This is a genomic window from Salmonella sp. K21076 (assembly GCF_039650795.1).
Lineage (GTDB): Bacteria > Pseudomonadota > Gammaproteobacteria > Enterobacterales > Enterobacteriaceae > Salmonella > Salmonella enterica.
Genome location: NZ_JBCLYA010000006.1, coordinates 109881 through 132542, shown reverse-complemented (window position 1 = coordinate 132542; position 22662 = coordinate 109881). Strand labels below are relative to the sequence as shown.

Genomic DNA, 22662 nt, shown 5'->3' with positions numbered 1-22662 from the left:
TAATGATGAAAACTCATCACCTCATTCGGGTAGTGGCCTCGCTGGCAATGTTGGCAACATCAGGCCTGGCTTATGCTGAAGAGTACAAAGCCAGCACGGACGAAAAAGCAATAAAAATGACGAACGTAGCCTCTCTGGAAGCGCGCGTTCAGGCCAGAATGGAGAAAGGGGCATTTGGTTATATTCGCGGTGGAGCCGAAGATGAGAATAACCTTCGCAGCAACACCGAAAGCTTTGACAAAAAATATATTATGCCGCGCGTATTACAGGGCATTGAGTTAAAAGAGATCGATTTATCAACGCAGCTACTGGGTATTCCGCTTAAAACGCCTATAATCCAGGCACCGATGGCGGCGCAGGGCCTGGCCCACGCCTCCGGAGAGTTGGCGACGGCGAAAGGCATGGCGCAGGTCGGTTCGATTTTCTCGTTGAGCACTTATGGCAACAAGACCATCGAAGAGGTGGCTAACGTTTCCGGGAAAAACCCGTTCTTCTTCCAGCTTTATATGAGTAAGAATAATCAATTTAACGAATTTATTCTTGCACAAGCGGTAAAACATGGCGCTAAAGCGATTATTCTGACCGTAGATTCACCTGTCGGCGGTTATCGGGAAGAAGATATTAAAAATAACTTCCAGTTCCCGCTGAGTTTTGCAAACCTGGAAATGTTCGCCAGGAAAAATGACGATGGTTCAAAAACCGGCAAAGGGGCAGGGATAAGTGAAATTTACGCGCAGGCTAAACAAGCCTTTACGCCGGAGGATATTGCCTATGTACATCGTATTTCCGGTCTGCCGGTTATTGTAAAAGGCATTCAGTCGCCGGAGGATGCTGAAATTGCTATCCAGGCTGGGGCCGCAGGAATATGGGTTTCTAATCATGGTGGCCGTCAATTAGACAGCGGGCCGTCCTCATTCGATATGCTTCCTGCGATTGCAAAAGTCGTCAACAAGCGAGTGCCTGTTATTTTTGACAGTGGAGTACGCCGTGGTTCGCACGTATTCAAGGCGTTAGCCAGCGGGGCGGATATTGTGGCGGTTGGCCGACCTGTATTATACGGTCTTAATCTTGGCGGCGCTCAGGGTGTGGCATCAGTGATTGAACAGCTAAACAAAGAGCTGACAATTAACATGATGTTGGGTGGCGCCAGGAATATTGAACAAGTGAAAACGACACGCTTGTTAACTGAAAAAGATCTGCCACAGTAATACAGTAATATAGAGGTCGGGTATTATACCCGACCTTTTCCTGTGTGATTTTCCTCGACAACGCTTTCGGTAGAAAATGACGCGCTCTGTTTCCTCAAATCCTAACGCCAGGTGAACTTTCTGTGAAATTGTATTTTCCGGCGAGGTATCGGAAGCCATTTCCCGACACCCTTTATTCGTTCCCCATCGTTGCACTGCTGCTATCAATTGTTTCGCTAAGCCGCGTTGACGGAACGAGGGGAGAACAAAAATACCTTCAAGGAAAACCACGGGCGAACTGTCACAGCCATTGACATAATCGTGGCGGATTGAGGCATCCGCAAAGCCAATCGCCACCCCGTCTGCCATCGCAATAAATGATGCCAGATGTTCGGCTTGCAGAATTTCTTCGCCGTCCGCCAGATGGGCGTCATCCGGGTGACCAGGCCAGAGCTGTTTTCGCAATCCGCGCCAGTGCTCCAGATGGGTTTTGTTCATTTGCCTGATGTCCATTAACGCGCTCCTGATGAGGGGTCTGACATGATGAGACGGCATCCCGCCTGCTGATAACGTCGGGCGATAGCAGACGGGAGCGCACTGTCGCTAAGAATGGTAGTAATACAGGACAGCGTCGCCACCGCATGGGGTTCTACAGTATCAAACTTTGAATGATCGGCCATCAATATGACCTCGCGTGAGCGCTGAATAATGCGCGTTTTGACGCCTACTTCAAACATGGTAGCGTTGGTGATGCCCGTTTCAATCGACAGCGCATCGCAAGAGATAAAGGCGCGTTCAACGGCAAAGGCGTTAATCATCTCCAGCGCCAGACTCTCGCCCACCGAAAAGTAGCCGGGGCGAATCAGTCCGCCAATAATGTAGCTCTCTACGTGTGGGAAGCCACCCAGTTCGTTAGCGATTTTGATGTCATTGCAAATGACTTTTACTTTGGCGTCGACCAGACATTTTGCCAGTTCCAGACAGGTGGAGCCAGAGTCGAGAAAAAAGCAGTCTCCATCCTTGATGAACGTGCGGGCGAGGGCGGCAATTTCGCGTTTCGCCTCGCTTTGTAACGTCCGCTTAACGTCGAAAACATATTCTTTATCTTCCGTACTGTCGTCAAAGTCAATACAACCATGGCCGCGAACCATACCGGGATAACGGCTGGCGATATAGTGAAAATCCCGGCGCACGGTTGCCTCTGCATAGCCAAAAAGCTCAATAGCTTGTTGTGTTGAGAGGTGCCTGTGTTGCCAAAGGTAATGCAACATCTGTTTGATACGGTCGGGGCGCTGTTGGCTCATCAGCATATGACTCCTTTATAGCGCGGTGAATTGTGACAATGTCACATCATAGTTCGCCGTCGTGAACAACGCCCGGCCAATCACCAGATGCTGGGCGCCTGCGGCGGCAAGCAGCCGTGCGGCGCGAAGTGTAATACCGCCGTCCGCCCAGCATTCCGCAGCAGGGAAATGCTCTCTGCTCTGGCTCACTTTTTCACACATCGCGGCAATAAATTGTTGCCCGCGCCCGTCGGGTTCGCTGGTCATGATCATCAGCGCATCCAGTTGCAATGCCAGATAACGATAAGGCAATAGCGGTGTTGCCGGGTTAAGCGCCAGTCCTGCTTTCGCCCCGATAGCGCGAATATCCGCCAGAATCTCCGAGGGGTTTTGCACGCTTTCGGCATGAATGAAAATCCAGCCGGGGCGGATAGCTGCAAGCCAGGGTAACCAGCGTTGCGGTGATGAAACCATCAGGTGAAATGAGAGCGGATGGCGAGAGTATTGCGCGACCGCCTGAATGGTTTTCATACCGAAGGTAATATTGTTGATGAAACTGGTATCTTCGATATCCAGATGCAGCGAGCCGAGAGGCGCATCGTGTAAAGCGGTCAACGCCTCGGCATAGCGCAGCGGATCGGCGGAGGCCAGTGAAGGGTGCAGGATCATCGGAACCTTCATCAGCGCAATGCGGTTAATTGCGCGAAAAGCGCGGCATCATTTGGCGCATCTTGCAACATCGCGACGCTTTCCGGCGAGTCGAGCCACTGGCTGATGCGTTGAATGGTGCGAATATGTGCTTCGGCATCCGTGGCGCTGGCGCAAAGCAACAGCCAGATGGGATCGCAATCCGCATTGCCGAAAGCGACCGGCGTTGATAGCGTAGTGACGCTGATTTGATTATGGTTGGCGCCTTGCTCTGGTCTGGCATGGGGCAGCGCAATCCCCGGCGCGATAAGATAATATGGCCCCCATTTAAGGGTGTTCTCAATAATACCGTCCAGGTAGCAGGGGGCCGCCGCGCCGAAGGTAATCAGCGGACGAACGGCGATATCCAGCGCGTGTCGCCAGTCGCTGGCATGGCGTTGCGCCTGAACCCACTTAACATCATTAATCATCGATCGTTGACTCCTTGCCGGTTCGGGTTACTCTGAAACCGATCCCCGGCGTGTCTTTTGGCGAAGGCGACGGAGATCGGCAGAAGAGTTATCGCTCTCTGCAGGGGATAAGCGTTTTGCTTATCCCCATTTTATTGTCGGATATGGCGTACTTTCTCCATAAACTTCGCCACGCGCGCCTGGTCGACAAAGTTGGCGAAGACGCCGTCTTTTTTAAACGTGGTTGCCGTTACGCATCCGTCGGCAATGCAGAGCTGCTCCTCGACGTTTTCCAGACACACCCCGGTATTCGCCAGCACGACCGTGTCGGGAACGGTATCTTTTACCCGCTTCAGTATGGCGCTATCCGTGCGGGCGCCCGCCGTCAGCCCCGAGACGCACAGGGCATCGGGGTTATTGTTAAATACGGTCGATTTCGCAATTGAACAGACATCTCGGTTTCCCAGATACACCGCCGCTTCCGGCACGATGTTAAACAGCGTTTTCACGTGGCCTGCGCCGATGCGATGCTGATGGCGAATAGTTTCGCCGACATTCGTATCCCAGACGCCAAAATCGCTGGCGTAAGCACCGGTGAAAATTTCGCGAATAAATTTTGCGTCGGTCGCCATCGCCAAATCAAAAGAGGCCACAGGGTCCCACAACACGTTTACCCCAAACGGTACGCGAATTTCACTCATTAACTGACCGATGATTCGTGCCATCGCGGCAGTCGTTTCCGGTCTGACTTTCGTTAAATAAGGCAGACTAAATTCGTTGGAGAACATCACCGCATCCACGCCGCCATTTTGTAGCGCCATTAAATCGTCATGGGCGCGGTCAATTACCCAGTTCATGCCTTTCCTGGTATCGAACCCGGGATCGCCCGGCAGCGCCCGTAAATGGCACATGGCGATAACGGCTTTTTCTGTTCCTATTACCTCTTTTAGCCAACTCATTCTGGGTTGCTCCTTATTCCGGTAGTTCACGTTTACGTAAGACAAGTATGATGCTGGCGACAATGCCGACCACAATAACCACACCAATCATGCCCAGCGACATCAATTCAGATATTGACCAGCCAAACATATTTCCCACCGACAGCGCGGTAATTTGCGCGTTTTCAGCGGCGAAGCTAAAGCCGCCTTTGAGCGCCATATCGGTAAAGTACGGCGCGAACTGGGTGGCGATCAGCAAAACGGTAATCATGACAATGATGCCGCTGAGCAGAGTACGAATCAGATCGCCGCGATGAATAACTGTGGCCATGCAGATAAAAAATGGCGCGACCGGTAAATCAGCCAGCGGCAGGACTTTATTGCCCGGCAGTATGCTCGCCAGAATTAACATGATGGGAATTAACAGCAGTCCAACCGCGATGGTGGTCGGGTGGCCTAACGTCACTGCGGTATCCAGACCGATAAAGACTTCGCGCCCTTTAAAGTGTTTCTGGAAGAACTTACGCGCGCCGTCGGAAATGGGCATTAATCCCTCAACGATAAGGCGAATCATGCGCGGAAACAGCACCATAATCGCCGCCACGGTAATCATTAAGGTTGCGCACCCTTTAAAGCCTTCGCCTGCAGCAAGTCCGAAGATCAGCCCGAGAACAACGCCAATGATCACCGGGTCGCCGACCATCCCATACCGTTTTTGGATCTCCTGAGCGTCAATATTGCGTCCTTTCATAAACGGTATTTTTTCGTATATCGCATCCAGCAATACGAACAACGGCACGGAGCTGGAGCCATACCCTTGCGGAATAGAAATCCCTTCCAGACCCACAATGTTCTGTACCCGTTTCGTCGTCCAGTCGGCCATTTTCAACGACAAGGCGGCATGGCAAATCGCGCCCAGTACGCCATAAATCAGACTGCCGGTCATCAACTGGACGACCGTTCCGGTAATGGCGTAGTGCCAGTAGTTATAAATATCAACGTTCATGGTTTTGGTCAGACGAGTCACCAGCATACCGACGTTGAGCAGAAAGATAACGGGAATGATCATCGCGCCGATGGCCGTCGCATAGCCGACGCCGGATGCGGGCCCGGCGCCGACGTCAAACACATGCAGCGTCAGGCCAAAACGCTCAATCATCACTTTAATCGGCGGACTGAGACTGTCGATCGCCATGACGATCACCAGCCCCATGCCGACAAAACCGATGCCGACCGTCACCCCCGCTTTCACCGCCTGCAGCCAGGGAATACGAAAGATTAAGCCGATGATAATCATAATGATGGGCACAAAGACGGTGCCGCCGAGAGACAGGATGTAATCAAACATAATGCCCCCTTTATTGTGTTAACAGCGCCTTGATTTCTTGTTTTAATGCGTCGTCGTTGATGCCTGTCAGCAGGGCGGCGCCGTTGAGCGTCGGGATGCCATAGTCACTGTGCGTACGCATGGACGTTACGATGAGATCCATACCGTTACAGTTCAACGGGATCTCATTCAGACAACATTGCGCCGTGGTTGCCGCAATGCCTTGCTCCGCAAGAAAGTCCTGCAGTTTTTGTGCAATCATGGTTGATGTCGACATGCCGGTACCACATGCCACAAGGATCTTTTTCATCATGGTCGTGCCTCTTGTGTAGCGCCTGTTTCAGGGTCAATGGGAAACTGTTCTGGCGACATATTGGCCAGCGCAGTCAGTAAACGGATACAATCAGCCAGGTCGCGCAGGCTGGCGACTTCGGCTGGCGAGTGGGTATAGCGGCAGGGAATAGAAAGACTGGCGCAGGGAATACCGTCCAGTTCAACCTGAATGTAGCCTGTTTCGGTGATGACGCCTGGCGCGACTTCACGCTGTACGGGAATATTATTTTCGTGCGCGGTGGTCTCCAGCATCCGCAGCAAACGCGGCGGCGTAATCAGTCCCGCCAACGTACCGCGTCCGTGATAGTTCAGACAGGTGATGCCGACGCCGTGGTTGACCCGCACATCCGAGTAATCCTGCAGGTCAGGCGTGTCGCAGGAGGGGGTGATATCAATACCAATCGCCAGGTCGGGGCGCACGCGTCGTAAAACGGGAACAATCCCGCGAATATTGAACTCTTCCTGTACCGACGCGACCAGGAATACCGCGATATCAAGCGGTGTGGAGGCGAGGGCCTCGGCGACGCCCAGTAGCGCCGTACACCCCAGCCTGTCATCCAGCGCCTTACTGCACACCAGGTCGTTGCCCAGACAGTGCGGCGGGTTGTAAAGGGTTACTGGCGTCCCCACCTGAATACCCATTCGTTCGGCATCCGCTTTATCTTTTGCGCCGATATCAATCCAGAGTTTATCGAGCGCGGGTGGCTGGGTGCGCTCGTCACCCTTCGCGAAGTGATATGCTTTAATACCGATACAGCCCATGATATCGCCTGAACATCCGGCAAGCGTCACAATCGAACCGGGCATAGTAATTTGCGCCGGGCCGCCCACGCGTTCAAAACGTAAAAAACCGGAGGGTTCGATCTTGCGTACCATAAAACCCACTTCATCCATATGCGCAAAAATCATCAGGCGAAGCGCGTCGGATTTATCGCTGCCATAACGGGCGACGACATTACCTAAGCGATCCCGCCAGACGTCTTTGGCCTGCTGTTCGAACGCGTGCTGCATAACGTTTGCAATACTGCTTTCATGTCCTGAAATCCCGTTTAGCCGCAGTAAAGAAAAAAGCGTTTCCTGCACAGAAAAGGTCATTGGCGTCTCCGTGGTGATAAAACAATCAGTCGTTGAGCGTTTTATAGGCGGAGAATGGTTGGATAAGTGTGAAATGTGTCACGCGGAAATACGCTAAATATGGTCAATAAAAAATAATGTGATGGCGATACAATAAAAACGCTCATATCACCTGCGGGTTATCGGTAAACCAGGCTATTTATGTGATCACGACCAACAACGAAGAAGGGCAACGCGATGGTGGAAATTATTCCTGTTAGCACGACGCTGGAACTGCGAGCGGCAGATGAAAGTCATGTTCCGGCGCTGCACCAACTGGTACTCAAAAACAAAGCGTGGCTACAACAGTCGCTCGACTGGCCGCAATATGTCACGTCGCAGGAGGAAACGCGTAAGCATGTGCAGGGTAATATGCTGTTGCACCAGCGTGGTTACGCCAAAATGTACCTGATTTTCTGCCAGGATGAGATGGCGGGCGTACTCTCATTTAATGCCATCGAGCCGATAAACAAAGCCGCCTATATCGGTTACTGGCTGGATGAGTCCCTTCAGGGGCAAGGGATAATGTCGCAATCATTACAGGCGCTGATGACACATTATGCCCGGCGCGGCGATATTCGGCGCTTCGTCATTAAATGCCGCGTTGATAATCAGGCCAGTAACGCGGTCGCACGGCGCAACCATTTTACGCTGGAAGGCTGTATGAAACAGGCGGAGTATCTTAACGGCGACTATCACGACGTTAATATGTATGCCCGCATTATTGATGCGGATTAAAGAGAACCGACTAAGGGGGTACGCGTAATACGATCTTCTCCATTGATCACTTTTGGGCCGCGTAGGTGAATAGCATTGCCGTCAAACGCTATCACCGCCGCCCGTCCGCTAATCTCGACCTGGCGCTCAATCAGAATTTCGCCCTGTATACAGGCATGGCCTTCAATCAGCACGCGGTCGTCCAGTAAAATCGGACCTCCGCGTACCTCAGCATGTCCGCCTACCAGCACATGATGTTTTAACACACAGTTGCCTTCGATTAACGCATGTTCCGCTACCTGCGAGCTGTAGCGAAGGGTAGGGATAGCATCTTCCTCTGTGCCGGCGATAACCCGCGCATGGCCATAGACTTTGGCGCAGTCACAGATCCAGACATTATTGTCTTTGTTGCCTTCGATGAGCGCGAAATCAAAGACCTCCGCCCGGTGCTCAATAAAAGCGTGAGTGATAGTGGCGTCGCCATAAAGCTGTACCTGATGGACAATCCGCGAATGGTTCACGGTGGCGCGATCGTAAATTTGTAAAATCTGCGCATGTTCATGCGTTAGTCCCTGAACAGCGAGAATTTCTGACTGGTTTAACACGCGGGCATCGCCATAAATCGCACACTCTCCACGCACGGAAGAGGACTGAATGGTGACGTTGTCACTTATCCGTGCGCCATCGCTGATATCAGCGCGATCAATCCAGACGTTATCGCCTATTCGCACGTTATTGTAGAGCGTGCACGGCTGCGTGATACGCGCGTTACCCGTAATTTCCGTGCCCGCAAAGGCCATCGCGTTTTCATCATAAATCCAGCAATCCCCCTGTTGTGACAGCACATTATCGGCATCAACCCAGCCGCCGGAGGTTCCGGCTTTAACATCGTTAAAATCCGTTACGGCAATAACTTGTCGTAATAAGACGCTTTTCTTCTCACCGTCTACCTGATAAGTAAAAGCACGAGGTTCTTCACTCAGTCGATATTTGATCATAGGGAAATTCCGTGTGAACGATTAAGATAACCGTAGCAAAGGTACTGGCGAAACAACCAGAAATTCCATAAAATGCATTTCAAATATACTTTATAAATTAAACAAAATGTGTAATCACAAGCAGAGCGATCGCGTGCTCAATCTGCCTGCGGGCTATTTTGGCATCGTCCTTGGCACTATCGGTATGGGATTCGCCTGGCGTTATGCCAGCCAGATATGGGCAATAAGCCACTGGCCCGGCGACATCATGGTGATCCTGGCGATGATTATTTGGGCACTCTTGACCCTGGCGTTCCTTAGCCGTCTGGTGCGCTTTCCCCATAGCGTGATGGCTGAAGTGCGACATCCGGTAATGAGCAGTTTTGTCAGCCTGTTTCCCGCCACCACGATGCTGGTCGCGATCGGTTTCGTTCCCTGGTATCGCCCGTTGGCCGTTGCGCTATTCAGCGTGGGGGTCGTCATACAACTGGCGTATGCCGCCTGGCAGACGGCGGGTCTTTGGCGCGGAGCGCATCCGGAAGAAGCGACAACCCCAGGACTTTATCTGCCCACGGTAGCGAATAATTTTATCAGCGCTATGGCCTGTGGAGCGCTCGGTTACAATGATGCCGGACTGGTGTTTTTAGGCGCAGGCGTCTTTTCGTGGTTAAGTCTGGAACCGGTTATTTTGCAGCGACTGCGTAGCTGCGGCGAATTACCGGCGGTGCTGCGTATGTCGCTGGGTATCCAACTGGCGCCCGCGCTGGTCGCCTGTAGCGCCTGGCTGAGCGTCAATGGCGGGGAGGGCGACACGCTGGCGAAAATGCTATTCGGCTACGGTCTGTTACAGCTTTTATTTATGCTGCGATTAATGCCCTGGTATTTATCACAACCGTTTAATGCTTCCTTCTGGAGTTTTTCGTTCGGCGTTTCCGCGCTGACGACCACGGGGTTACATCTTGGTCACGGTAGTGAATCAGGGTTTTTCCATATTCTGGCCGTCCCGCTGTTTATTTTCACTAACGCTATTATCGCCTTATTGCTGGTTCGTACATTTCTATTGCTGGTGCAGGGGACGTTGCTTATTCGCACTGAGCGCGCTGCACTGTTGAAAACGGAGGAAAAAAATGACCGTTCGTGACGAAAATTACTTTACTGAGAAATACGGTTTAACCCGCACGCATTCGGATGTGCTGGCGGCGGCAAAGGTTGTCGCGCCAGGCCGAACGCTGGATTTGGGATGTGGCAATGGCCGTAATAGTCTGTATCTGGCCGCGAACGGTTATGACGTTACCGCGTGGGATAAAAATCCGGCCAGTATGGCTAACCTTGAGCGTATTAAAGCGGCAGAAGGGCTGGATAATCTGCAAACCGACCTTGTCGATCTGAATACATTGACCTTTGACGGCGAATACGATTTTATTCTCTCGACAGTGGTTATGATGTTTCTTGAGGCGCAAACCATTCCCGGTTTAATTGCCAATATGCAACGCTGCACAAAACCCGGCGGGTATAATTTGATTGTTGCGGCAATGGATACGCCGGGCTTTCCCTGTACGGTGGGATTCCCGTTCGCTTTTAAAGAAGGCGAATTACGCCGCTATTACGAAGGATGGGACATGCTGAAATACAACGAAGATGTCGGCGAGCTTCACCGCACGGACGAAAACGGCAACCGTATCAAACTGCGCTTTGCTACGATGCTGGCGAGAAAAACGGCCTGAGCGATGCAAGTTCTGTAAGTCTTGCTGCGTTCGGCATTTTTTTGTCGGGCGCCGCGTTCAAATTGTGCTGTCGTTACCATTTTTAGTGCATCCAGAATGATTTCGTTTTGCTATTATTTCCTTTGCATCATTGCGAAGACTAAAGGGATCGTTTCATGCGTACTCATACTTTATTTAAAGTTGCAGTGCTTACTGGCTTGCTGGCGTTATCCGGCTGTGCGTCTAAAGTCACACAGCCGGATAAGTATTCTGGATTCTTAAAAAATTATTCGGACCTGAAGGAGACTACTTCCGCCACGGGGAAACCGGTGTTGCGCTGGGTAGATCCACATTTTAATGACTCTAACTATGACAGTATTGTTTACAATCCGATAACATATTACCCCATCCCCAAGCCAACGACCCAGGTCGGACAGCAAGTTCTTGATAAACTGCTGGCTTATACGAACACTAAAGTAAAATCAGCAATTGAACAGCGCAAACCGCTGGTCACGACGGCAGGGCCGCGCAGTTTGATTTTCCGCGAGGCGATTACGGGCGTGGATACCAGCAAAGAAGGGCTGCAATTCTATGAGGTGATCCCTGTAGCGCTGATTGTGGCGGGCACGCAAATGGCGACGGGCCACCGGACCATGGATACCCACCTCTATTTTGAGGGTGAGCTGATAGATGCCGCGACCAACAAGCCGGTCGTCAAGGTAGTGCGCTAGGGCGAAGGTAAAGACCTGAGTAATTCCAGTACGCCAATGGCGTTTGAGACGTTGAAACAGGTTGTGGATGATATGGCGACGGATACCTCTATGTTTGACACTAACAAAAAATAATTCTGCGGCGCCATCGCAAGATGGCGCAAACCCCGGCAGATTAGCGGCCGCCATCAGCCAGACAACGACGGGCGGCGCGTTCTCGTTAATATTGCGTAGCCTATCCCGCCAGCGATCAACCCCCAGAATGCCGATCCGATGCCCATCAGCGTTAGCCCGCTGGCGGTGACGAGAAATGCGATAACTGCCGCGTCACGCTCACTTTCGTGAGTAAGCGCCTGATACAGACTACCGCTAATCGTACTTAACAGTGCCAGACCAGCCAGCATTTGCACCCAGCTAACCGGTAGGGCGACCATCAGCTCGGTTATCGAACCGCCAAACCACCCGGCAAGTAAATAAAAAACGCCTGCGGCGGCGGCCGCTAACCAGCGACGCGTTGGATCGGGGTGCGCGTCCGGGCTTTGACAAATGGCGGCTGTAATGGCGGCAATGCAGATAGAATAAACGCCAAACGGCGAAAGCAGCAGCGCCAGTAATCCGGTAAAAATCATTAACGGAGAGACAGGAAGCTGATAGCCAGACGCCTTCATTGTGGCGACGCCGGGGGCGTTTTGCGATGCCATCGTCACCAGGAAGAGCGGTACCGCGACGCTCAGGCTTTGAGCGAATGAAAAGTGGGGGGGAACGAAGGTGGGCCACACCGGCGCGAAATGAATACCGCTCATCGCCATCTTACCCTGGATGAGCGCCACCGTTATTCCCATCACCATGGCAGCAATAACGGCATAGCGGGGCGCGAATACTTTAAAGAGTAGCCACGCCAATAGCATACCGCCGCACATGACAAACTCTCCGTTGAGCGTCCCGAACGCCTGCAGGCCGAAGCGTAGCAGTATTCCCGCCAGCATTGCGGCGGCAAGAGAATGGGGGATTATCCGCATCAAACGCGCAAACAATCCCGTGACGCCGCACAGCACAATCAGGGCATTGGCGACAATGAATATGCCCACGGCGTCTGGCAACGATAATCCCTGAAGCCCTGTCACCAACAGAGCGGCGCCAGGCGTTGACCAGGCGGTTAAAACCGGCGCACGATACCACAAGGTTAACGTTAGTGTGCTTATGCCCATGGCTATACCGAGGGCGGTCATCCAGCCGGCGATCTCTGCGGGTGTTGCGCCAGCGGCAAGCGCCGCCTGCCAGATAATGGCGGCGGAACTTGCATAGCCGACCAGAACGGCGACCAGACCAGATAATACAGTAGGTAACGGCAGTGATAACAGACGCATGATCGCCTCTTGTGCGTTATAACGGTCAGTCAATGTAGCATTGTGCGTTATAGCGTACAAGTGATACGCTATGGCCTTACAGGGGGGAAAAATGGATAACCTGACACACTATCTGGCGACCACGTTAAGAACGTTACGCCATCAGCGAGGCTGGAGTTTATCACGTCTGGCGGAGATCTCCGGCGTCTCAAAAGCCATGTTGGGGCAGATAGAGCGTAATGAATCCAGTCCGACAGTCGCAACGCTGTGGAAAATTGCGACGGGCCTGAACGTTCCATTCTCAATGTTTATTTCGCCGCCGCAGGCCGAATTTCCTCCAACCTTCGATCCCCAGCAGCAAGCGATGGTAATCACACCGCTGTTTCCGTGGGACCCTGAACTCTGTTTTGACTATTTTTCCCTATTGCTGGCGCCTGGCGCGGTCAGCGAATCAACGCCGCATAAAGCCGGCGTTATCGAACATGTGGTGGTGATTCAGGGTCGGCTGGACATGTGTACTGGTGGGGTATGGCAAACCATAGACGCCGGTAAAGGTTTGCGTTTTGCCGGCGATACGGCGCATACCTATCGCAACAGTAGTGACCAGACGGTTCATTTTCACTCGCTGATCCATTACCCACGTGATTAAGCGGGAAAACTATTTCGTTAGTTTGCGCTTCTGACTACAATAGCCGCCATTTCGCTGCTATTGGATAAGAAAGACTGTATGCGCCAGCAACCTCACTATCTCGAATTGTTAAGCCCGGCCCGTGACGCCGCAATTGCTCGCGAAGCGATTTTGCATGGCGCAGATGCCGTCTACATCGGCGGACCCGGTTTTGGCGCACGTCATAACGCCAGTAACAGTCTGCGCGATATCGCCGATCTGGTCCCGTTTGCTCACCGTTACGGCGCCAGGATTTTTGTCACGCTGAATACTATCCTGCATGATGATGAGCTGGAGCCCGCGCAGCGGTTAATCACCGATTTGTACAATACCGGGGTGGATGCGCTGATTGTGCAGGATATGGGCATTCTGGAACTGGATATCCCGCCGATTGAGCTTCACGCCAGTACACAGTGTGATATTCGCAGCGTGGAAAAAGCGAAGTTTCTTGCCGATGTCGGTTTTTCACAGATTGTACTGGCGCGCGAGCTTAATTTGAGTCAGATAGCGGCTATTCATCAGGCTACTGACGCCACGATTGAGTTCTTCATTCATGGCGCGCTGTGTGTCGCTTATTCTGGACAGTGTTATATCTCTCATGCGCAAACCGGGCGCAGCGCCAATCGGGGCGACTGTTCGCAGGCCTGTCGCTTACCGTATACGTTAAAAGACGATCAGGGGCGGGTGGTCTCTTACGAAAAACATTTGCTATCGATGAAAGATAACGATCAAACGGCTAACCTTGGCGCGTTGATCGATGCAGGCGTACGTTCCTTCAAGATTGAAGGGCGCTACAAAGACATGAGCTATGTCAAAAACATCACCGCGCATTATCGTCAGATGCTGGACGCGATTATCGAGCAACGTGGCGATCTGGCGCGTGCATCGGTTGGTCGGACCGAGCACTTTTTTGTTCCCTCCACGGAGAAAACCTTCCATCGCGGCAGCACCGACTATTTTGTTAACGCGCGTAAAGGCGATATTGGCGCATTTGATTCACCAAAATTTATTGGCTTGCCGGTAGGCGAGGTGCTGAATGTGGCGAAGGATTATCTCGACGTAGAAGCGACGGAGCCGTTGGCGAATGGCGATGGTCTGAACGTGTTGATTAAGCGTGAAGTGGTGGGTTTTCGCGCCAATACGGTGGAGAAAACCGGTCATAACCGCTACCGCGTTTGGCCAAATGATATGCCTGCCGACCTGCATAAAGTCCGTCCGCATCATCCGTTGAATCGTAATCTGGACCATAACTGGCAGCAAGCGCTGACAAAAACCTCCAGTGAGCGCCGTGTGGCGGTTGATATCATGCTGGGCGGCTGGCAGGAACAGCTTATTCTGACACTGACCAGTGAAGACGGTGTCTGCATCACGCATACGCTTGACGGGGTATTTGAGGAAGCCAACAACTCTGAAAAAGCGTTGAATAACCTAACAGCCGGACTGGCGAAGCTGGGACAAACGCTTTACTACGCGCGTGATATGCAGGTGACATTACCGGCGGCGTTGTTCGTGCCAAATAGCCTGCTCAATCAGTTCCGTCGGGAGGCGATTGATATGCTTGACGCGGCGCGGCTGGCCCATTATCAACGAGGTCGTCGGAAACCCGTGGCGCAGCCTGCGCCCGTCTATCCGCAAACGCATCTCAGCTTTCTCGCTAATGTCTACAACCACAAAGCGCGGGAATTTTATCACCGTTACGGCGTACAATTGATTGATGCGGCCTATGAGGCGCATCAGGAGAAGGGCGAGGTACCGGTCATGATCACCAAACACTGCCTGCGTTTTGCGTTCAACCTTTGTCCAAAGCAGGCGAAAGGAAATATTAAGAGCTGGAAAGCCACGCCGATGCAGTTGGTGCATGGTGATGAGGTACTGACGCTAAAATTCGACTGCCGCCCTTGCGAAATGCATGTCATTGGCAAAATTAAAAACCACATCTTAAAAATGCCCCAGCCCGGCAGCGTTGTCGCTTCAGTGAGCCCTGAAGCGCTGATGAAAACGCTGCTGAAGCGCAGGGGCGTTTAATTAACGAAAATAGCTCTCTGGTTTGCGCGATTTCTGCCAGTTGTGGTGCTCGCGCAAGCCTTCCGCGGATTCTTCCGCTGCCGCCCGTAATTCATCGCTGTCGGCTTCGTGTCTAAGCTGGTGCCCTCCCGTCGCAAACCATACGAATGCGTGGTCTTGCTGTTTCGCCAGTAACTGGCCTGAAAATAGCGCACAGGTCAGTAAAACTACTGATAACGTTTTTGTAAGCATCATGCCACCTTCCAGTTACGTCGTGAGGCTATGATGCCAATAATTTCTTTGAGTTATTATTCAACACTTCAAATTAGCGAAAACGGTTTGTCAATAAGTGCGATAAGTTGTATGAGAAAATATATTTATACTCAGTATGTCAATTATAAAAATAACGAGCCAATTCGTTCCATAGTAAATCCATTATTCCCTGGAAGCATATTTTTAAAGGTATTGTATTAGATGGTTTTGGTATTGCCAGGGGATTGTAAATCCATACTATTTATGGTGTGGTCAACTCTGGTAATGAGCCTCATTTTTTGTTGTTTCAACGAGTGAAGATAAATCTTCAGAAAAAAGGCTGTTATGAATTTGTAGCGCTACATATTCAGTAAGCTCGTTTAAACATAGCAGGCCATGAGAGGAACTTTCTTCCAGCATATTCATTAGTATCTCATTCTTAAACAAACATGAATAAATAATTTGAGTAACTGAGCTTTGTGCATAATTTGGTTCAAACGCTGCATTCTTTAAGTTAGTATTCTCAATAACCTTTGCGGCTATTTTGTTTTTGATAGCATCGTCAATAGCTGTTACACCTGCTTGTGCGATGCCCAGATTAATCCTGGAGGAGATGGCGGCTTTTCTTTCCTGTTCCTTCCAGTCACATAAATTCCCCTTTTCTGCCATGGCGATAAGCGTCTCTTCTATATTTTTTAGGTCAACGGAAAATGTTATACCGCCGGATAGCGAGAGTTGTAACCGCTCAGGGAACAAGCAACATAGCGGTTCACAAACATAAGTGCTAGCTTTTATATTAATATCAGAATATCTTTTCAGGTGGGCAGACTGAGTATCAACACAGAGCACTGTTCTATTCATTATCTCATAATAGTAGTGATCCTGACGTATCATAATACATAACGGAATATCTTCGCCATCTTTAATACAGAGATTTGTATACTGACACTCAGCATCTTTATAGTGCTGAAAATGGAAATTTCCTCTGCATGATGGTGATGATAATTCATATAACGCGCAAAATAAATCAAATAAACGTTGCGCGTCAGGCGGAGAGGCAACATCACATAATTCCTTTATATATTGATCGGCAGTGGATCTTTGCGTGTCACAAAAAAAATCTTTAATCTTTTCCCATAGTGACGTAAAGAAGGAGCGTTGAGAGATAGCACTTTGAGAAAACATCTCACTCTTTAAAAATCCTCTCCCGATAGTAATTGGCATAATGTAGACCACAAGTGATTATATGATACTTCATTACTGGAATAGGTGGTATTCGAAATATTATCCCATGTTGCCCATCGGTTTGCCTATCGGTGAAACACCTGATTTTTGCTTTGTCCTGAACCGTCAACATTATTGTTAAAATCGACCCGTGGCTTTAGTCAGTCCACGCCTCCTGGCCATGAAGTATGTCAGGTAAAACGAATGAAAGTAAAATGGTTTTCTTAATTCTCACATCATCATATACCATGAGTAATGTTTAATTACACGCTATATTATTTTTAGAGAAAGTAAATTGTTGCTCAACCGTGTACAAATTGTCTTATAAGAAGTTAAACTGAAAGTATTATTAGGCTAACAACAATGAGATATTTAGCGGCAGGGCAGGAGGCCTATGCTGATAGTACTTATGATATAAATGCCTTTACTCTTTAGTTTTTGTCTTAATTATATTTGTTGTAACGATTAGCTGACGGGTTTATTTCCAGTTAGGTGATAAAATTATAAAAACCTGCGAGGAGGCTCAAAATGAAGAAATCAGATGGTGAAATTCACGAAAAGACAGCATCCTGGGGCATTTTGCAGTCAGAATGGCTAAGAAAATGTGGACGGCTATTATTGCTGTTACTTTACCGTTTCGTTATCGGATGGGCTTTTTTCCAGTTACTTGCCATGATCGTGGCAGGGATATTTTTGTTAGGCGTCTTATTATTTCATCCCATAATATTTGTACAGACTATCGCAATTACTGAGAAGTTAAATCATGCTTCGCTTGATTTATGGCATATCCTTAAGTTATGCCTGTGGCATTACGGTATCATCGCAGGGTTTATTTTTATGGCGGAGTGTACGTTAAGTAAAAGTATACGGCAGGTTCAGCGCTTGTCCAAAAAATTTGGGGCACAGGATTTTTCTTCACGCCCGTGATCCGCCGCTGCAACCTGCGGTCTTACTGAATAATGGCTATGACCAGCAGACCGAATTATCTCGGTTCGAGGGGGATTCTATGTGTTTGCACAACTGCAGTGAATCGTAATTTCAGTGCATTATCGCCGACAATCGACGTGTTCCTCACTAATTGCCTTCCTGACTATATAGTGGTCTTATCTTTGGCGAAACAATGTTATTTAGTTATGGAAGGCGACAACAACTGTACTATTGATTATCAAATATCCTTTCTGGTCAGGTAGACTCGCCTTTGTGAAAACATATCGTTATCTGTGCTCCTGGGGACTCACTCCCTTGCCGCCTTTAAGCAACTCGAATTATTTTGGGTATAGAACAGGCGGCGTAATGGCCATAATAAGCAAAATATAACCTCTCCGTTTGTAATAAGGCACAGATTACAGGGGGGGAATGATGTTTATTTTAACCATCTGTTTAAGCGCTGTCCGCTAATCTTTACCTGCTCAAATACATAATCACCCCTGTGACTCTCGCGAGGTGTAACATATGGTAAAATGCGTATCTTCTTTCCTCCTGTTCAGCCTGTTGTCCGTTCAGGCAATATCAGCTGAAAACCATATTGATCTCCACCAGCCAAAAGACTTTGTCGATATTACTACGGTCGCCCCCGACGTACAGGTAGACATGCGATACTTCACTTCCCATAACTTTATTGGTCGCCCCATTAAAGGCTATAACGCGCCTGTTTGCCTGTTAACACGACCAGCCGCGAACGCAGTAAAGCAGGTCGCCGATCGTTTACGCCCCTTCGGACTTACCTTAAAAATATATGATTGCTACCGTCCGCAAAGCGCAGTGAATGACTTTATCGCGTGGGCCAAAGATCCTTCTCAAAACCAAATGAAAAACGAATTTTATCCGCAGGTAGAGAAAAATCGTTTGTTTGAGGAAGGTTATCTTGCCGCCAGATCCGGCCACAGTCGGGGAAGTACGCTTGATCTAACGATTGTTCCACTTGACAGTAAAATACCGATATACCATCCCGGACGACCACTGGTGAATTGTACTGCGTCCGCGGCGCAACGCTCGCCAGATAATAGTCTGGATTTTGGTACAGGCTTTGACTGTTTTAGTCCGTTATCCCATCCCGATAATGTCATGCTTACCGCTCAGCAACGCGCAAATAGGTTGTTATTACAAACATTGATGCGTGATGCGGGTTTTACGCCACTGGATACTGAATGGTGGCACTTCTCCCTTACTCATGAACCATACCCGAACACCTGGTTTGACTTTCCCGTTAAGCAGAGACCCTGAAACGGCGTTTTGTTGCGAAATCTAATCATTACGCCTGTTGGAAAGCACCATAACAGTTAGCAAATCATTGTTAATTTTAACAACTGATATACACTGCGGTTGCCACCTGCAAGCAGCGCTCAATGAGAACGAATAATGAAAAAATATCAACGTCTGGCGGAGCAAATTAGAGAACAAATCGCCTCTGGCGTTTGGCAACCCGGCGATCGATTACCCTCGCTGAGGGAGCAGGTCGCCAGTAGCGGCATGAGTTTTATGACTGTCGGTCATGCGTACCAGTTGCTGGAAAGTCAGGGACGGATTATCGCCCGTCCGCAATCTGGTTATTATGTCGCGCCGCATCCGGTTTGTCGGTCAGTCGCGACGGCAGCGCACGTTATTCGGGATGAAGCCGTAGATATCAATACCTATATTTTTGAGATGCTGCAGGCGAGCCGTGATACCTCTGTGGTGCCCTTTGCCTCAGCGTTTCCCGATCCGCGTCTGTTTCCCTTGCCGCAATTGAACCGCTCTCTGGCGCAGGTCAGTAAAACCGAGACGGCAATGAGCGTCATCGAAAACTTGCCGCCAGGTAATGCAGAATTGCGCTATGCGATAGCACGCCGTTACGCGCAGCAGGGGATTACCGTTTCTCCTGACGAGATTGTCATTACCGCCGGCGCGCTGGAAGCGTTGAATCTTAGTTTACAGGCGGTGACGGCACCGGGAGACTGGGTGGTGGTGGAGAACCCCTGTTTCTACGGTGCGCTACAGGCCCTGGAGCGATTGCGCCTGAAAGCGTTGTCGATACCTACCGATGTTAAAGAAGGTATCGATCTTATGGCGCTGGAACAGGCGTTACAGGAATATCCGGTGAAAGCGTGCTGGTTAATGACCAACAGCCAGAATCCGTTAGGGTTCACGCTGAGTGCTGAGAAAAAAGCGCGGCTGGTTGCGTTACTCACGCACCATAACGTGACGCTAATTGAAGACGATGTTTATAGCGAACTCTACTTTGGCCGCGAGAAACCTCTTCCTGCCAAAGCATGGGATCGCGACGATACCGTGTTGCATTGTTCGTCTTTTTCCAAATGTCTGGTTCCCGGTTTTCGCATTGGCTGGGTTGCGGGAGGAAGCCATGCCAGACAAATTCAGCGTTTGCAGTTAATGAGCACATTATCCACCAGTTCTCCCATGCAATTGGCGTTAGTAGATTATCTCTCGACACGTCGATATGACGCGCATCTGCGCCGATTGCGAAGGCAGCTTGCCGAACGTAAACAGCAAGCCTGGCAAACCCTTTTGCGCCATCTCCCGGCGGAAGTAAAAATTCACCATAACGATAGCGGTTATTTTCTTTGGCTGGAGCTACCTGAGCAGCTTGATGCCGGCGAACTTAGCGCCAAAGCGCTTGAACACCTTATCAGTATCGCGCCAGGGAAAATGTTTTCAACGTCCGGCGCCTGGACGCGTTTCTTTCGTTTTAACACCGCATGGCATTGGGGAGAACGGGAAGAACAGGCCGTAAAACAGCTTGGAAGCCTGATTCGCGAGATGCTGAGCGCTAAAAGCCTTGTGTGAGGTGGAATGCGTGTCAGCTCACAACCTGACTAAATTTCCCGAGTGTGCCGGGTGAGCATCTGGCGCGCCGTCTATTTTTAGGAAAGCGGCGGCCCGTTCGCCGGAAATCGATTAATGACGATATGGGAAAATGCTATGCAATATCAATTACTGATTAATGGCGTGCTGGTGGACGGCGAGGGAGAAAGGCAGTCCGTTTATAACCCGGCGACAGGCGAGGTCATACTTGAGATTGCGGAAGCGTCGCCCGTGCAGGTTGACGCCGCAGTGCTGGCCGCCGATAGCGCGTTTGCCGAATGGGGGCAGACCACACCCAAAGCACGGGCGGAATGTCTGTTAAAACTGGCGGACAGCATCGAGCAAAACGCCCTTGAGTTCGCCCGGCTTGAATCGCAAAACTGCGGTAAGCCTTTGCACTGCGTAATTAATGATGAAATTCCGGCAATCGTGGATGTCTTTCGCTTTTTTGCCGGCGCGGCCCGTTGTTTGAGTGGGCTGGCGGCGGGCGAATATCTGGAAGGACATACGTCGATGATCCGCCGGGATCCGATTGGCGTGGTTGCCTCTATCGCGCCGTGGAATTATCCGCTCATGATGGCGGCCTGGAAGCTGGCGCCAGCGCTGGCGGCAGGTAACTGCGTGGTGATTAAGCCTTCTGAAATCACGCCGCTGACGGCGCTTAAACTTGCCGCGCTGGCGAAGGATATCTTTCCGCCGGGGGTGCTCAATGTCCTGTTCGGACGAGGGCAAACTGTTGGTGATGTATTGACCGGCCATGAAAAAGTACGCATGGTCTCTTTAACCGGTTCTATCGCGACCGGGGAGCATATTCTGCGCCATACTGCGCCAGCGATAAAACGTACGCATATGGAACTCGGTGGTAAAGCCCCGGTGATTGTTTTTGATGACGCCGATCTGGATGCGGTGGCGCAGGGTGTCCGGACTTTCGGTTTCTATAATGCCGGACAGGATTGTACTGCGGCGTGCCGTATATACGCGCAGCGCGGTATCTATGATGCGCTGGTCGAAAAGCTAGGGAACGCGGTGAGCAGCCTGAAAATGGGCGCGCCGGAGGATAAGTCGACAGAGCTGGGGCCGTTAAGTTCGCTGGCGCACCTGAAGCGCGTCACAGCGGCTGTAGAGGAGGCGAAGGCCCTCAGCCATATCCGTGTGATTACTGGTGGAAGTCAAACGGAAGGTAAAGGTTACTATTTCGCTCCGACGTTGCTGGCAGACGCAAAACAGGAAGATGCCATCGTGCAACGCGAGGTCTTCGGCCCGGTGGTCAGTATAACCGTCTTTGATGATGAAGATCAGGTTCTGAGGTGGGCCAACGATTCTCGCTATGGTCTGGCATCCTCCGTCTGGACTCAGGACGTCGGGCGGGCGCACCGGCTTAGCGCCAGATTGCAGTATGGCTGTACCTGGATTAATACCCATTTCATGTTGGTTAGCGAAATGCCGCATGGAGGGCAAAAACAGTCGGGATACGGCAAAGATATGTCATTGTATGGTCTGGAAGACTACACCCTTGTCCGCCACATCATGGTTAAGCATTAAGGATCATTTACTGTTCAGAAAAATCGTGAAAAAATAGGCGGGTGTCGGCGGAGAGGGGGACCTCCCCGCCAACATGCGCAGCAAGTACTCAAAGGTTGAACACCTCAAGCAAACCAGCCGAATCTCAACGAGATCAGACCCAAAAGTCCTGCAGCAGCAAAGACATTAATCAGCACGACGGTTTTACTGGAAACATTCATTTTCGCCACCTTTCATCATAACCCCTATGGGTATAGTACGGGTTGGCGAGATCCGCAATAATACGTAAACAGGATATTCTGTGAGCGGAGCCGTGCATTGAGAACGTTTTGCTGTTAAGGCTGATAAACCTTGATGTGTGTCAAATAAAAAGAGCATATTGCGCGCGTTTTTTCCTCTGGTTGGCGCGACATGGCCGATAAGTTTCCCCGTCGCATTGCTGTTTTCGCTTTTCTGACCTCA

The 22662-nt window shown here is 50.6% G+C and carries 23 protein-coding genes and 3 pseudogenes; 13 read left to right on the top strand and 13 right to left on the bottom strand.

The genetic code is table 11. The annotated features are described in order from the left end of the window. Nucleotides 1-5: 5 nt before the first annotated feature. The gene (locus AAYN39_RS02535) at nucleotides 6-1208 is read left to right on the top strand and encodes a lactate oxidase (RefSeq protein ID WP_000848085.1); all 1203 of its coding nucleotides are present in this window, start codon (nucleotides 6-8) and stop codon (nucleotides 1206-1208) included. A 57-nt stretch (nucleotides 1209-1265) separates the two neighbouring features. On the opposite strand, the pseudogene aac(6') reads toward AAYN39_RS02535, so the two are convergent. From aac(6') to AAYN39_RS02495, 8 genes and pseudogenes are all read right to left on the bottom strand, one after another. Then, nucleotides 1266-1700, bottom strand: a pseudogene (gene aac(6') / locus AAYN39_RS02530) (cryptic aminoglycoside N-acetyltransferase AAC(6')-Iy/Iaa); the annotation flags it as partial. Beyond that, on the bottom strand, nucleotides 1700-2491 hold the full coding sequence (locus AAYN39_RS02525; RefSeq protein WP_001670738.1) for a DeoR/GlpR family DNA-binding transcription regulator: 792 nt from the start codon (nucleotides 2489-2491) through the stop codon (nucleotides 1700-1702). The pseudogene aac(6') and the gene AAYN39_RS02525, both read right to left, overlap by 1 nt. A gap of 15 nt (nucleotides 2492-2506) precedes the next feature. Next, complete coding sequence (locus tag AAYN39_RS02520; RefSeq protein WP_000600613.1) at nucleotides 2507-3139, bottom strand: ribulose-phosphate 3 epimerase family protein; 633 nt, start codon at nucleotides 3137-3139, stop codon at nucleotides 2507-2509. An 11-nt stretch (nucleotides 3140-3150) separates the two neighbouring features. After that, the gene (sgcA, locus tag AAYN39_RS02515; RefSeq protein ID WP_000606458.1) at nucleotides 3151-3588 is read right to left on the bottom strand and encodes an SgcA family PTS sugar transporter subunit IIA; all 438 of its coding nucleotides are present in this window, start codon (nucleotides 3586-3588) and stop codon (nucleotides 3151-3153) included. Between the two features lie 131 nt (nucleotides 3589-3719). Then, the gene (gene sgcQ, locus AAYN39_RS02510) at nucleotides 3720-4526 is read right to left on the bottom strand and encodes a BtpA family protein SgcQ (RefSeq protein WP_000118614.1); all 807 of its coding nucleotides are present in this window, start codon (nucleotides 4524-4526) and stop codon (nucleotides 3720-3722) included. A 13-nt stretch (nucleotides 4527-4539) separates the two neighbouring features. Continuing rightward, complete coding sequence (gene sgcC / locus AAYN39_RS02505; RefSeq protein WP_000460840.1) at nucleotides 4540-5853, bottom strand: PTS sugar transporter subunit IIC SgcC; 1314 nt, start codon at nucleotides 5851-5853, stop codon at nucleotides 4540-4542. 10 nt (nucleotides 5854-5863) lie between these two features. Continuing rightward, the gene (gene sgcB, locus AAYN39_RS02500) at nucleotides 5864-6145 is read right to left on the bottom strand and encodes a PTS sugar transporter subunit IIB SgcB (protein WP_000976132.1); all 282 of its coding nucleotides are present in this window, start codon (nucleotides 6143-6145) and stop codon (nucleotides 5864-5866) included. Further along, entirely contained in the window at nucleotides 6142-7260 is a 1119-nt protein-coding gene (locus tag AAYN39_RS02495) for a M42 family metallopeptidase (protein ID WP_000144622.1), read from the bottom strand. Before AAYN39_RS02495 ends, sgcB begins: the two co-directional genes overlap by 4 nt. A gap of 216 nt (nucleotides 7261-7476) precedes the next feature. Between AAYN39_RS02495 and rimL the strand changes: the two genes are divergently transcribed. Next, the gene (gene rimL / locus AAYN39_RS02490) at nucleotides 7477-8016 is read left to right on the top strand and encodes a 50S ribosomal protein L7/L12-serine acetyltransferase (RefSeq protein WP_000229308.1); all 540 of its coding nucleotides are present in this window, start codon (nucleotides 7477-7479) and stop codon (nucleotides 8014-8016) included. Here the strand turns inward: rimL and ydcK are convergent. After that, nucleotides 8013-8993 (bottom strand): YdcK family protein, encoded by a 981-nt coding sequence (gene ydcK, locus AAYN39_RS02485; protein WP_000599089.1) that lies wholly within the window; start codon nucleotides 8991-8993, stop codon nucleotides 8013-8015. The two genes, rimL and ydcK, sit on opposite strands and share 4 nt — an antisense overlap. A gap of 106 nt (nucleotides 8994-9099) precedes the next feature. On the opposite strand from ydcK, the gene tehA reads away from it, so the two are divergent. The 3 genes and pseudogenes from tehA to AAYN39_RS02470 all read left to right on the top strand — a co-directional run bounded on the left by tehA (nucleotide 9100) and on the right by AAYN39_RS02470 (nucleotide 11520). After that, nucleotides 9100-10113 carry a dicarboxylate transporter/tellurite-resistance protein TehA gene (tehA, locus tag AAYN39_RS02480; RefSeq protein WP_000336113.1) on the top strand — a complete coding sequence of 338 codons (1014 nt, stop codon included), beginning with the start codon at nucleotides 9100-9102 and terminating at the stop codon, nucleotides 10111-10113. Then, a complete protein-coding gene (gene tehB / locus AAYN39_RS02475) occupies nucleotides 10100-10696 on the top strand; it encodes a tellurite resistance methyltransferase TehB (RefSeq protein ID WP_000218282.1) in 597 nt (198 codons plus the stop codon). The genes tehA and tehB overlap by 14 nt, the downstream gene beginning before the upstream one ends. A 155-nt stretch (nucleotides 10697-10851) precedes the next feature. Then, nucleotides 10852-11520: pseudogene (locus tag AAYN39_RS02470) on the top strand (DUF3313 domain-containing protein). A 53-nt stretch (nucleotides 11521-11573) separates the two neighbouring features. On the opposite strand, the gene AAYN39_RS02465 reads toward AAYN39_RS02470, so the two are convergent. Continuing rightward, nucleotides 11574-12752, bottom strand: coding sequence for a benzoate/H(+) symporter BenE family transporter (locus tag AAYN39_RS02465; protein WP_001238497.1), 1179 nt, complete (start codon nucleotides 12750-12752; stop codon nucleotides 11574-11576). A gap of 91 nt (nucleotides 12753-12843) precedes the next feature. On the opposite strand from AAYN39_RS02465, the gene AAYN39_RS02460 reads away from it, so the two are divergent. Both AAYN39_RS02460 and AAYN39_RS02455 read left to right on the top strand, forming a co-directional pair. Continuing rightward, nucleotides 12844-13380 (top strand): XRE family transcriptional regulator, encoded by a 537-nt coding sequence (locus tag AAYN39_RS02460; RefSeq protein ID WP_000369547.1) that lies wholly within the window; start codon nucleotides 12844-12846, stop codon nucleotides 13378-13380. Between the two features lie 78 nt (nucleotides 13381-13458). After that, nucleotides 13459-15423: a U32 family peptidase gene (locus tag AAYN39_RS02455; protein ID WP_001249757.1), complete on the top strand. Its 1965-nt coding sequence runs from the start codon at nucleotides 13459-13461 to the stop codon at nucleotides 15421-15423. Here the strand turns inward: AAYN39_RS02455 and AAYN39_RS02450 are convergent, their stop codons facing one another. Beyond that, nucleotides 15424-15654: a DUF2554 family protein gene (locus AAYN39_RS02450; protein ID WP_000956438.1), complete on the bottom strand. Its 231-nt coding sequence runs from the start codon at nucleotides 15652-15654 to the stop codon at nucleotides 15424-15426. Between the two features lie 273 nt (nucleotides 15655-15927). Then, on the bottom strand, nucleotides 15928-16878 hold the full coding sequence (gene sifB / locus AAYN39_RS02445) for an SPI-2 type III secretion system effector SifB (RefSeq protein WP_001122944.1): 951 nt from the start codon (nucleotides 16876-16878) through the stop codon (nucleotides 15928-15930). Between the two features lie 528 nt (nucleotides 16879-17406). On the opposite strand from sifB, the gene AAYN39_RS02440 reads away from it, so the two are divergent. From AAYN39_RS02440 to patD, 5 genes are all read left to right on the top strand, one after another. Further along, nucleotides 17407-17805, top strand: coding sequence for a hypothetical protein (locus tag AAYN39_RS02440; protein WP_000747901.1), 399 nt, complete (start codon nucleotides 17407-17409; stop codon nucleotides 17803-17805). A 32-nt stretch (nucleotides 17806-17837) separates the two neighbouring features. Next, nucleotides 17838-18068 carry a hypothetical protein gene (locus AAYN39_RS02435; RefSeq protein ID WP_010989159.1) on the top strand — a complete coding sequence of 77 codons (231 nt, stop codon included), beginning with the start codon at nucleotides 17838-17840 and terminating at the stop codon, nucleotides 18066-18068. 262 nt (nucleotides 18069-18330) lie between these two features. Then, entirely contained in the window at nucleotides 18331-19101 is a 771-nt protein-coding gene (locus AAYN39_RS02430) for a M15 family metallopeptidase (protein WP_000237711.1), read from the top strand. Between the two features lie 135 nt (nucleotides 19102-19236). Then, nucleotides 19237-20661 carry a GntR family transcriptional regulator YdcR gene (gene ycdR / locus AAYN39_RS02425; RefSeq protein WP_000760699.1) on the top strand — a complete coding sequence of 475 codons (1425 nt, stop codon included), beginning with the start codon at nucleotides 19237-19239 and terminating at the stop codon, nucleotides 20659-20661. Nucleotides 20662-20775: 114 nt separating this feature from the next. Further along, nucleotides 20776-22221, top strand: a complete 1446-nt coding sequence (gene patD / locus AAYN39_RS02420; RefSeq protein WP_000158108.1) for an aminobutyraldehyde dehydrogenase — start codon at nucleotides 20776-20778, stop codon at nucleotides 22219-22221. Nucleotides 22222-22325: 104 nt separating this feature from the next. Here the strand turns inward: patD and yncL are convergent, their stop codons facing one another. After that, complete coding sequence (yncL, locus tag AAYN39_RS02415; RefSeq protein WP_001103198.1) at nucleotides 22326-22421, bottom strand: stress response membrane protein YncL; 96 nt, start codon at nucleotides 22419-22421, stop codon at nucleotides 22326-22328. A 143-nt stretch (nucleotides 22422-22564) separates the two neighbouring features. Between yncL and AAYN39_RS02410 the strand changes: the two are divergent. Beyond that, nucleotides 22565-22657 (top strand): annotated as a pseudogene (locus tag AAYN39_RS02410) (GhoT/OrtT family toxin); the annotation flags it as partial. Between the last annotated feature and the right edge of the window lie 5 nt (nucleotides 22658-22662).

Excerpts from the sequence above, each read along its gene's own strand:
- AAYN39_RS02455 (WP_001249757.1), top strand. The coding sequence starts at position 13,459 with ATGCGCCAGCAACCTCACTATCTCGAATTGTTAAGCCCGGCCCGTGAC.
- AAYN39_RS02450 (WP_000956438.1), bottom strand. The coding sequence starts at position 15,654 with ATGCTTACAAAAACGTTATCAGTAGTTTTACTGACCTGTGCGCTATTT.
- patD (WP_000158108.1), top strand. The coding sequence starts at position 20,776 with ATGACGATATGGGAAAATGCTATGCAATATCAATTACTGATTAATGGC.
- AAYN39_RS02520 (WP_000600613.1), bottom strand. The coding sequence starts at position 3,139 with ATGATCCTGCACCCTTCACTGGCCTCCGCCGATCCGCTGCGCTATGCC.
- sifB (WP_001122944.1), bottom strand. The coding sequence starts at position 16,878 with ATGCCAATTACTATCGGGAGAGGATTTTTAAAGAGTGAGATGTTTTCT.
- AAYN39_RS02525 (WP_001670738.1), bottom strand. The coding sequence starts at position 2,491 with ATGAGCCAACAGCGCCCCGACCGTATCAAACAGATGTTGCATTACCTT.
- sgcB (WP_000976132.1), bottom strand. The coding sequence starts at position 6,145 with ATGATGAAAAAGATCCTTGTGGCATGTGGTACCGGCATGTCGACATCA.
- tehB (WP_000218282.1), top strand. The coding sequence starts at position 10,100 with ATGACCGTTCGTGACGAAAATTACTTTACTGAGAAATACGGTTTAACC.
- sgcA (WP_000606458.1), bottom strand. The coding sequence starts at position 3,588 with ATGATTAATGATGTTAAGTGGGTTCAGGCGCAACGCCATGCCAGCGAC.
- tehA (WP_000336113.1), top strand. The coding sequence starts at position 9,100 with ATGTGTAATCACAAGCAGAGCGATCGCGTGCTCAATCTGCCTGCGGGC.
- sgcC (WP_000460840.1), bottom strand. The coding sequence starts at position 5,853 with ATGTTTGATTACATCCTGTCTCTCGGCGGCACCGTCTTTGTGCCCATC.
- AAYN39_RS02465 (WP_001238497.1), bottom strand. The coding sequence starts at position 12,752 with ATGCGTCTGTTATCACTGCCGTTACCTACTGTATTATCTGGTCTGGTC.
- AAYN39_RS02495 (WP_000144622.1), bottom strand. The coding sequence starts at position 7,260 with ATGACCTTTTCTGTGCAGGAAACGCTTTTTTCTTTACTGCGGCTAAAC.
- AAYN39_RS02460 (WP_000369547.1), top strand. The coding sequence starts at position 12,844 with ATGGATAACCTGACACACTATCTGGCGACCACGTTAAGAACGTTACGC.
- AAYN39_RS02535 (WP_000848085.1), top strand. The coding sequence starts at position 6 with ATGAAAACTCATCACCTCATTCGGGTAGTGGCCTCGCTGGCAATGTTG.
- AAYN39_RS02440 (WP_000747901.1), top strand. The coding sequence starts at position 17,407 with ATGAAGAAATCAGATGGTGAAATTCACGAAAAGACAGCATCCTGGGGC.
- ycdR (WP_000760699.1), top strand. The coding sequence starts at position 19,237 with ATGAAAAAATATCAACGTCTGGCGGAGCAAATTAGAGAACAAATCGCC.
- sgcQ (WP_000118614.1), bottom strand. The coding sequence starts at position 4,526 with ATGAGTTGGCTAAAAGAGGTAATAGGAACAGAAAAAGCCGTTATCGCC.
- AAYN39_RS02430 (WP_000237711.1), top strand. The coding sequence starts at position 18,331 with ATGGTAAAATGCGTATCTTCTTTCCTCCTGTTCAGCCTGTTGTCCGTT.
- AAYN39_RS02435 (WP_010989159.1), top strand. The coding sequence starts at position 17,838 with ATGGCTATGACCAGCAGACCGAATTATCTCGGTTCGAGGGGGATTCTA.
- yncL (WP_001103198.1), bottom strand. The coding sequence starts at position 22,421 with ATGAATGTTTCCAGTAAAACCGTCGTGCTGATTAATGTCTTTGCTGCT.
- ydcK (WP_000599089.1), bottom strand. The coding sequence starts at position 8,993 with ATGATCAAATATCGACTGAGTGAAGAACCTCGTGCTTTTACTTATCAG.
- rimL (WP_000229308.1), top strand. The coding sequence starts at position 7,477 with ATGGTGGAAATTATTCCTGTTAGCACGACGCTGGAACTGCGAGCGGCA.